Here is an 8,724-nt window from a genome sequence, read left to right as displayed (position 1 = left end):
GCTCTTCCGGTCTGGCCGAACAGCCCAGCCTCGCCGCCCGGCGCCCCGGCAGGACCGCGGCCCGGTGCTCCGGGCAGTCCAGGCGGGAGAGGGCCCCGGCCTGCCCCGCCGCGACCCGCTCACCGCCCCGGCGCGCGAAGTCCCCGCCCGGCCACGCCGCGTGTGCCCCGTCACCAACCCCGCCACCCCCAGCCCCCGCAGCCGCCGGCCTCACCCCGCCAACAGCAGCTCCGCCAGCGCCTGGACCGGGGCGGCCGCCCCACCCCGCCGGGAGGCACGCCGTGAAACGCCGCTACATCGCGCTGGCGGCCGCCGGCGGACTGGCGGGCCTGGCCGTGGTGTTCATGGGCGGGGTGGCCGCACACGTGAGCGGCACCTCCGCCGCCGCGGCCGCCCAGCAGGCCCAGAGCGCCGCGTGCGCGCCCGGCACGCAGGCCGGAGCCGACGTCGACGCCACCCAAGTCGCCCGGCAGGTCAACGACGTCCTCGCACACAGCCCCAGCGACATCAAGGTGTCGGGCCTGCCGGCCCCCAAGGAACAGATCCCCGCCGCCAAGGTGATCGTCGCCACCGGCGCCGAGCTCGGCGTCCCCGCGCGCGGACAGGTCATCGCGCTGGCCACCGCGCTGCAGGAATCCGGGCTGCGCAACATCAGCCACGGCGACCGCGACTCCGTCGGCCTCTTCCAGCAGCGGCCCTCGATGGGGTGGGGCAGCCGCCAGCAGATCATGGACCCGGTGTACGCGAGCACCCGCTTCTACCGGGCCCTGAAGTCGGTGAAAGGCTGGGAGCGCATGCCGGTCACCGCCGCCGCGCAGAAGGTCCAGAAGTCGGGCACCCCCGACGCCTACGCCAAACACGAACCCCTCGCCACCGCCCTGCAGCGCGCCATCGCACCACGGCTCGGCACCGCCCCCGCCCAGCCGCTGGGCCCCGGCAGCGGCACAGCGGGCGCACTGGCCGGATGCGGCGCCGGACCGGACGGAAGCCAGTACGGCACCATCGAGGCCGGCAAGCTCCCCAAGGGCTACCGGATCCCCGCCAACGCCAACCCCAAAGCCCGCATCGCGATCCAGTGGGCCCTCAAACAGCTCGGCGGCCACTACCAGTGGGGCGGCAGCTGCACCAAACCGCTGGGCACCAGCCCCACCGAACGCTGCGACTGCTCCTCACTGATGCAACGCGCCTACGGCATCGCCGGCATCCAACTCGGCCGCACCACCTACGCCCAAGTCACCGAAGGCAGGCCGGGATCCGCCACCGCGCCGCAGCCCGGGGACCTCCTCTTCAGCGGCGGCAGCACCAGCAGCCCCCGCCACGTCGCCATGGCCATCGGCGACGGCCTGCTCGTCCATGCCCCGCGGCCGGGCCGCGTCATCGAGGTCGGCAAGATCACCGACCAGGGAAAGGTCCTCGCCGTACGTCGCGTGGCCTGACCAAACACGATCACATGGCTCGTGGTGAGGCATGCGGGTGCGCGCCCTACTCGATCTCTGGAAGCAACCGGCCTTCCTGCTGGGTGAGGGCCGTGTCGATGAAAGTCCTCACAAAGGCTGCGGCTTCGGCCGCCGTGACGTCCCTCGTCCACCTGGCCGCCGCATGTCGGCCGCAGTACAGCTCGAACCGGTACACCCCGTGCGTGCGCTCCAAGTCCTGGACGTACGGCTCCTGCGAGCAGCGCCCGTGCCGCTCGGACCGTTCCAGATGCGCAAGGACGACGCCCGGGTGGAACCGCCGTGGGAGGGTCCGGTCGTCTCGGCACCTCCGGCACTCCAGCAAGTGCAGCGCGTTGTCCGCTTCCTGGAGGAAGTCGTACGGGTGGGCCTTGCCCTCGTAGGTGTTGCAGCTGCTGCAGAGCGGCCCGCGCACAAAGCCATGATCGTGGCAGTGGTCCCACGATGTCGCCGGGCTCTCCCTGCATAGGCAGCACAGGTAGTCGTCGGCCTTCGTTCTGCGCGGCCGGGACGAGGCATACTGCACGCCGTGCAGATGGCCGGGGTACGGACGGAGGGACGTACCAGAGCAGGGTGGGCACATGGTGACGTAGCCCGTCCTGGTTGATCGCCTCCAGCCACCCCAGTAGGGGCCCAGGGAGCCGCAGGAGGAGCACAGCCGGGCTCGGGCGACGAGTTCCTCTTCCGCTTCCTCGAAGCGGTCCAGGAGCTCGACGTACGCCCTCGGCAAGAGCCAGTTCTTGCCAGACCAACTGAGCAACTGCAGCGGCCGCGTCCCGGCGATGTTCTGAGAGTGCCGATGCCAGCTGCTGGTCTCCACGAACTCCTCCCACGTCAGATCCCCGGGCAGTCCGTTCGGTCCGATGTGCTTCCACGAGCCGTCCCATTCTTCGTACGGGACCCCGTCCTGCGCCTTGAGGCGGGCCTGCCCGAACATCCAGGACACCAACTGGCGCCGCCAATCCGGGCGGGAGAGACCTTCGTTCTCGCACACACCCACATCGCGGTATGCGGGCAACCGCACATCTACGGCGTCATCCAAATTCAGGGGCAGCTCGGCCAGTCTCTGCCCGGTGCGGCGGATGTCTCGCTCGTCATACATCCAGCGTGCCTTGTGCTTGTAGCAGCGGAGCCCGATGTCGCCGAAGAACACGTGACCGTGGTGCCCCATGCCTGGCATGTGAAGAAGCTCGTCGGGGTCCAGCGGCACTGCGGACCGCTGGGTGAGCTCGGCGAAGAGAGAACGTGCGTACTCCCGGCTGATGAGCGGCATGCCCGGATAGTGGCAGCGGCCGCTGACAATGCCCCTGCTCGCACTCACCGCACCGCCTGGGCCCACGATTTAGGGCTCTTGTTCGGGGAGGCGCGGGGGGTCGGTAGCTCCTCGGCCCTGGGGGGCCTGCGGTGCCCCGCCGGGGCAGGACGCGCCATTGGCGACTGAATGCCTGTGTGGGGTTTGAAAGGGACAGCGTGGCTGAGACCGGAACGGGGTTGCTGGAGGCATACGCGCGCCAGCTCCGTCGGGCGAGGGCATCGCCGTGGCTGACTTTCGGTGGCTGAGGTTGAGAACGGTGCGGGGTGCATCCTGCGAGCGGGACGCAGACGGCGTTGGGTTCCGGGCCCCTTGTGTAGTTCCTGTCCGGCAGGTTGTCGCCCCCGTGCGCTCGTGCGCGGCCGCGTTGCGTCCTGCCACTGGCTCAACCAGGTGAAGGAAGACGCGCCCTTGGTGATGAGCACAAGAAGGTGGAGCCTGAATCCGCATCGGAGTACAGGGGAAGACGCCGACTCGGGCCGATGCCCCACGGTGAGCAGGGGCGGGCGCCGAGGAGGGCCTCCTGTGACAGGTAAGAGAGAACCAGCCTAATACACCCTTTGACCTGCACAAATACCCGTCAAAGCAAGATCGACAGATCTGGCATGCGGTTCAGGAGACAGCCATGAGTGTCCTGCAGACAGCGGATGAGGTTTCTGAGGACTGAGTGAACAGTTCCCTCGACAGCGGACCACGCTCTCAAGAACTGCTACACGGCTCACAGGATCACGGTAGATGAACGCCACGTTCATTAGTGAAGGTCTGGTCTGTGTCGCCGACAGGTCCGGACAGAACCCTGCACGGACGACACGCGACACGTCCTGAGGGCCGGGTACATCAACTTCCTGCTCATGTACGTTAAGTTCATCTGGTCGGCCTGGAGGCCGGTACTCATGCACGTTGGATCAATTCCCCGGCAGGGAGGGCCCGTTGGGAGCAGTACGCAGGCTCGTGGACGCCGAGACCGGCGAGGTCGTCCCATACGCCCCGTATGCCTTCTCCGGCAGGCACACGCAGGTCGACAAGGCGCGCGTCGAGGCGATCACCGAAAGCAAGGCGTTCACGCCGTCGCAGAAGTTTCTGGTGCTGTGGTGGATCGGGGTCTCCCCGGAGGGCCTCGAGCCTCTCCGAGCTACGGGGGCCGACATCGGCAGGCGCGTCGGCATGACGGCGGACGCCGTGGGCAAGATCAACCGGAAGCTCGCCAAGCACCGCATCCTCATCATCCGAGGGCGCATCGGCAACTACAACTTCTACCGAATCAGCCCGTACATTTCATTCCACGGGACCGGGATCGAGCAGCGCGAAGCCGTTAAGACCTGCAACCCGCCGAACATCCCCGGATTCGATGAGTCCACCCCTGCTCGTTGGGAGGCAAAGTGAACGGCGACGACAAGCGCAAGATGCTTCAGTTGTTCCAGGACACTGCCGGCATGACCGCCAATCAGCGGCTCATCGTCATGCTCTATGCGATGCACCCAACCGACAGGGCGGGGACGGTGGTTGAGACCGCCGCTGAGCTGGCCAAGCTGCTCGGGATGTCTCCGACCGTCTTTTCCCGGACCCGCCGACAGATCATCAAGGCCGGCTGGCTCGAGGAGTCCGAACGGCTGGCTCACATCAGCTACTACCGCCTCAGCCCGAAGGCGACGGGCGAGAGCGTCGTGGTGGAGCTGAGGCGCGCAACCTGAACAGTTCCTCTGCACGTTCCTCATGAACGTCACGTTCATGAGGAACGATCCTCAGGACGTCCTCATTGCGCTAGAGCGCATCGCGCTCCAGGTGCGGGCACCGGCTGAGTGCGCGTAGCAATACCGCCCCAGCCGGTGCGGCCGCCCCACTGCTGTGGCATACCGCTGGTGAAGCTGCTGACTCCCTGACCTGGTGAGACCGGGTTGAGCGGGAGCGGCCATGCGCCGTGAGAGCGCGAACCCAACGTAAAGACCGGGCAAAGCTCCGTGAGTGATGTCTGAATCAGCCTCGTGGTCTGACTTGGTCCGTGTGAAGGGAGATTTCCCCGCACCGATCAGGAGGCCACCGTGCAGGACACCCCCGCGTTCTCGACGACCGGCGGGCGGCGGACATGAACCTCGCCGGCCGGTCGGGAGCCGACGTCTTCATCGAGGCCGACCACTGGCTCGCTCCCGCTGCGCTATATCTGTCAGCCGCCGTACTGACGGGTATGGCCGTGTGGATCGGGTGGAAGGCGCGGCGCGCTCGGCTGGTCCGGGCTTGCCTCGCCGACCGGGTCACCGTGGAACTCGTGCCCACCTCCACCTTCGATCCGGGGGAAGGGGAAGTGGGCCGCTGGGCGCGGCAGATGGGCCGCGTCCACTTCGCCGCCGGCGGCGTCCCGGCCCGCGGCTCGGCCGCCCGGCTGCGCTACAGCGCCGAGGACGGCAAAATGCGCTGCTACCTCGAGGGCCCGGCGGCGGCGGCTGCCGTCCTGGCCATGCCCGGCTTCGCTGAGGTCGAAGTCCGCGCCCACCATGCACGCAAAGACATCACGCCGGTCCGCTTCCCTGCCCCGCCCCTGGGAGCGTCGTGACCGCCGCCGTCGACTTCGCCAAGCCCGCGGCCGAGCGGCGCTCGACTTCGCCGCGCTATGTGCAGCGCGTCGAGCTGACGCTGGCCCTGTCCGACCAGAAGCCGCTGGCATCGCTCGGTCTGACCCCGGACCCGCTGCAGCAACTGGCCGTCGCAATGGCTGCCGTACGCACCAAGGACAGCGAGCGCGCCGACGTAGTGCTGGACCTGGTCCCCGTCCGCGAGCGACACCTCGCCCGGCGTCGTCGCCGCCTCCTCGCACGGTCCAGCCGCCGCGGCCCCTCCGCCTACGGCGAGCGCCTGACCGGAGGACTGGGCGGCGGGGGAGGGGTGGTGGGCTCGTTCAGTGCGGCCTGGTCCGGCGGCAAGACGGTCAGCGGCGCCCGCGGCGAGCGCCTGCCGCGCATGACGGACCTGCGCGAGGGCGTCGGCAAGTTCGAGCTGGCAGTCGGCGCAGTGTTCGCGGTGCAGATCCTGCTGCGTACCGAGGCCGCGCACCCCCAGGCGGCGCTGGCCCGCATGAACCAGTTGCTGGCCGCCTTCGCCGCCACCTCCGGGGAGAACTACCTCAAGCCCCGCCGCCCACGGACCCGCCGGCACATCGCCCGCTTCGACCGGCGGTTCACCAGCGGCGAGTTCGCGCCCCGCCGCCGGCAGTGGCTGACCGTCCCGGAACTCGCCGGCTTCCTCAAGCCGCCGACGGTGAAGTGCCACGCCTCCAGCGTGGTGCGCTCCGGCGGCCTGGTCCCGCCGGCACCGTCGGACCTGCCCGTCTACACCGGCCAGCGCCACCTGGTCCCGCTCGGCGCCGTCACCTACTCCGACGGCCGGGAACGCATCGCCGCAGCCCGCGTCAAGGACTTGCTCTTCGGCCTGAAGCTGGGCAAGTCCGGGCACGGCAAGACCGAGGCCGCGCTGGGGCAGTGCATCGCGATGGCTCACTGCGGATACGGCACCTGGTTCCTCGACCCGCACGGCGAGGCATGGGCGAGGGCCAAGGCATACCTGGCCCACCCGCACATCGCACCGCGGGTGTGGGAGATCAACCTGGCTCACGCCGAGCCGGACCAACGCGTGGCGTCGTGGAACCCGCTGTCCATGGAGGGCCGCCCGCTGAGCGCGGTGAAGGACCTCGTCCGCTCCGTCACCGAGGGCATCGCCGCGGCCCAGGACTGGGGCGACAACGCCCCGCGGGCCCGCACCATCTTGGCCCGCACCGCCCAAACCCTGACCCTGCTCAACCACCAGGCCGTCCAGGCCGGACACCCCGAAGCGCAGGCCACCCTGTTCCAGATCCGGAGCTGGCTGACCGACGCGGACTGGCGTGAACAACTGCTGCCGAAACTGCCGCAGCGGGTGCGCGACTACTGGGAGAAGACCTTCCCCAAGCTCGCCAACGACGCCGTGCCGACCGTCACCTACGCCATCGACCGGCTCGACACTTCCCCGGCCCTGCAGGCATTCTTCGGCAGCCCGCGCTCGGCCTACGACGTCCGCACCGCCATGGACACCAACCGCGTCGTCTTCGTCTGCCCGTCCGGCAGCGAGAGCGACGCCCTCGTCGCCTGCCTGCTCATCCACGACCTGCACCGCGCCGGCCTCTCCCGCCAGGACACCGCGCGCGAAGAGCGGAAGACCTTCTGGGCCTGGGGGGATGAGCTGACCGCCCTGGACTCCTCCAGCAAGGGATTCCTCGCCGCCATCGCCGAGCAGCTGCGCAAGTACGAGGTCCGCTTCGTCGGCATGACGCAGATGGTGCTGCGCCTGTCCGCGATCACCCGGCAGTCGCTGCTGCAGAACCAGAGCCTGCTGTCGACCTGCGCGGCCGACTACGACGAAGCCGCCTTCGTGGCCCGGCGGTGGAACGGGCACGTCACGCCGGAGACCATCACCGAACTGCCCAAGTACCACTACATCATGTCGATCAACCTCAACGGCACGCCGACCAAGCCGTTCCGCGTCCGCGGCCTGCCCATCGAGGAGCTGTACGCCCACTACAACAACCCCGACGGCATCGGCGACCTGGACGAGGCGATCGACACCAACCTCCGTCGCCGGCCCGTCGGCGAGATCCTCGCCGACCTCGAGGTCCTGGACGACGTCCTCCTCGCCCATCACACCGGCGGACGGCCCCCAGGCGCTCCCGGCGGCACCGGCGACCCCACCACCTTCCTCGACTGACGCAGGGAGCACCAGGATGCCCTACCCGCACACCGGGCCCACCGGCCTGGGACAGCTCGCCCAGCAGGCCGCCCACGTCCTCTACCAGCACCGCCTGGTCTCCACCCGCCAGCTGCACCAGCTCATCGCCCCGCACCACGCCCGCACCGAGTACATGCGCCGCCAGCTCCACACCCTGCGCAAAGCCGGACTCGCCGAGACCGTCGGCCGTCGCCAGTCCGGGCAGACGGAGCTCTTGTGGTGGCTCACCGAGAAGGGAGCAACCGCCGTCGAATCGGCGGGACTCCTCCCACAACGCTCCTACCGGATGAGCCCCGAGGCCGCTCTGGGCCCTCTACAAGAGCACACCCTGGCCACCGTTGACACCGGTCTGGCCTTCGTGGACTGGGCCCGGCGCCTGGACCACGAATGCGGACCGCTCGACTGGTCCCCCGAGACCGCCCACTACTACCGCGACGACGCCCGGCCCGGCGAGGACCTCCGTCTGATCCCGGACGCCGTCCTCAACTACGTCCACACCGACCCCCGGGCCCGCCAGCGCACCCTGCTCACCTTCTTCATCGAAGTCGACCGCACCCAGATGACCATCGCCCGCCTCGCGCAGAAGCTTCACGCCTACGCTGCCTACCACGCCTACACCCCGCAGCAGCCCACCGGCCGCGGCGCCCGCGCGGGCCGGCGCACCACGAGCATGCCGGCCTGGCGCTACCGCTACCCGGCCTTCCCCCGCCTGCTGATCGTCCTCACCGGCGCCTCCGACGCCCGCCTCGCCCGGCGCATCGCCGACCTGCGCAGCCTCGCCGCCAGCGACCCCGCTCTCACCACCACCGCCCTGCGCGCCGGCGTCACCACCCTGGGCCAGCTCCAGCGCCACGGCCCCTTCGCCCCCGTCTTCACCCCCGTCCTCGGCGCCGCCACACCAACCGAGGCATGGCTGCGCCCGCCCGCCCCGGCCGGCCAGGGCGCGGCCGCATGACCGCCGGCCCCGGCGACCGCTCTGCCGCCCTCACCCTTGTCCACGACCAGGCCCCGGCCACCGCGCTCACCGAACTGGCCGCCGCCGTCCGGCACGTGGAAACCGCACACCGGCTCGGCATACCGCCGGGCCCGGTCACCCTGCCGAACGGCGCCACCGTCAGCGACCAGCAGGCACGCCTGTGGGCGACCCAGCACACCGCCCGCCTGCGCGCACTGCTCGACCAGATCACCGCCCAACTCCCGCACTGACGA

8 protein-coding genes are annotated in these 8,724 nt (G+C 69.9%); 7 read left to right on the top strand and 1 reads right to left on the bottom strand.

Annotation, left to right across the window (positions count from 1 at the left end; genetic code table 11):
- The first annotated feature begins 344 nt into the window (after positions 1–344).
- The gene (locus STRAU_RS08000; protein WP_052028993.1) at positions 345–1,436 is read left to right on the top strand and encodes a C40 family peptidase; all 1,092 of its coding nucleotides are present in this window, start codon (positions 345–347) and stop codon (positions 1,434–1,436) included.
- A gap of 46 nt (positions 1,437–1,482) precedes the next feature.
- Here the strand turns inward: STRAU_RS08000 and STRAU_RS38885 are convergent, their stop codons facing one another.
- On the bottom strand, positions 1,483–2,727 hold the full coding sequence (locus tag STRAU_RS38885; protein ID WP_016639756.1) for an endonuclease domain-containing protein: 1,245 nt from the start codon (positions 2,725–2,727) through the stop codon (positions 1,483–1,485).
- A 969-nt stretch (positions 2,728–3,696) separates the two neighbouring features.
- Here STRAU_RS38885 and STRAU_RS07990 point away from each other — a divergent pair.
- The 6 genes from STRAU_RS07990 (at position 3,697) to STRAU_RS07965 (ending at position 8,721) form a co-directional block, all read left to right on the top strand.
- Positions 3,697–4,149: a MarR family transcriptional regulator gene (locus STRAU_RS07990; RefSeq protein WP_037658095.1), complete on the top strand. Its 453-nt coding sequence runs from the start codon at positions 3,697–3,699 to the stop codon at positions 4,147–4,149.
- The gene (locus STRAU_RS07985) at positions 4,146–4,457 is read left to right on the top strand and encodes a cyclic nucleotide-binding domain-containing protein (protein WP_016639754.1); all 312 of its coding nucleotides are present in this window, start codon (positions 4,146–4,148) and stop codon (positions 4,455–4,457) included. Before STRAU_RS07990 ends, STRAU_RS07985 begins: the two co-directional genes overlap by 4 nt.
- Before the next feature lie 392 nt (positions 4,458–4,849).
- On the top strand, positions 4,850–5,314 hold the full coding sequence (locus STRAU_RS07980; protein ID WP_016639753.1) for a hypothetical protein: 465 nt from the start codon (positions 4,850–4,852) through the stop codon (positions 5,312–5,314).
- Complete coding sequence (locus STRAU_RS07975) at positions 5,311–7,494, top strand: type IV secretory system conjugative DNA transfer family protein (RefSeq protein ID WP_016639752.1); 2,184 nt, start codon at positions 5,311–5,313, stop codon at positions 7,492–7,494. Before STRAU_RS07980 ends, STRAU_RS07975 begins: the two co-directional genes overlap by 4 nt.
- A gap of 16 nt (positions 7,495–7,510) precedes the next feature.
- Positions 7,511–8,470, top strand: coding sequence for a replication-relaxation family protein (locus STRAU_RS07970; protein ID WP_016639751.1), 960 nt, complete (start codon positions 7,511–7,513; stop codon positions 8,468–8,470).
- Entirely contained in the window at positions 8,467–8,721 is a 255-nt protein-coding gene (locus STRAU_RS07965) for a hypothetical protein (protein ID WP_016639750.1), read from the top strand. The genes STRAU_RS07970 and STRAU_RS07965 overlap by 4 nt, the downstream gene beginning before the upstream one ends.
- The last annotated feature ends 3 nt before the right edge of the window (positions 8,722–8,724 follow it).

Origin of the sequence: Streptomyces aurantiacus JA 4570, from assembly GCF_000414115.1 — a bacterium.
GTDB classification, from domain to species: domain Bacteria; phylum Actinomycetota; class Actinomycetes; order Streptomycetales; family Streptomycetaceae; genus Streptomyces; species Streptomyces aurantiacus_A.
The sequence above is the reverse complement of the archived record's forward strand: the minus strand, read 5'-3'. Positions and strand labels throughout refer to the sequence as shown.

Coding starts and splice junctions, on each gene's coding strand:
- STRAU_RS08000 (WP_052028993.1), top strand. CDS start 345: ATGGGCGGGGTGGCCGCACACGTGAGCGGCACCTCCGCCGCCGCGGCC.
- STRAU_RS38885 (WP_016639756.1), bottom strand. CDS start 2,727: ATGCCGCTCATCAGCCGGGAGTACGCACGTTCTCTCTTCGCCGAGCTC.
- STRAU_RS07980 (WP_016639753.1), top strand. CDS start 4,850: ATGAACCTCGCCGGCCGGTCGGGAGCCGACGTCTTCATCGAGGCCGAC.
- STRAU_RS07970 (WP_016639751.1), top strand. CDS start 7,511: ATGCCCTACCCGCACACCGGGCCCACCGGCCTGGGACAGCTCGCCCAG.
- STRAU_RS07965 (WP_016639750.1), top strand. CDS start 8,467: ATGACCGCCGGCCCCGGCGACCGCTCTGCCGCCCTCACCCTTGTCCAC.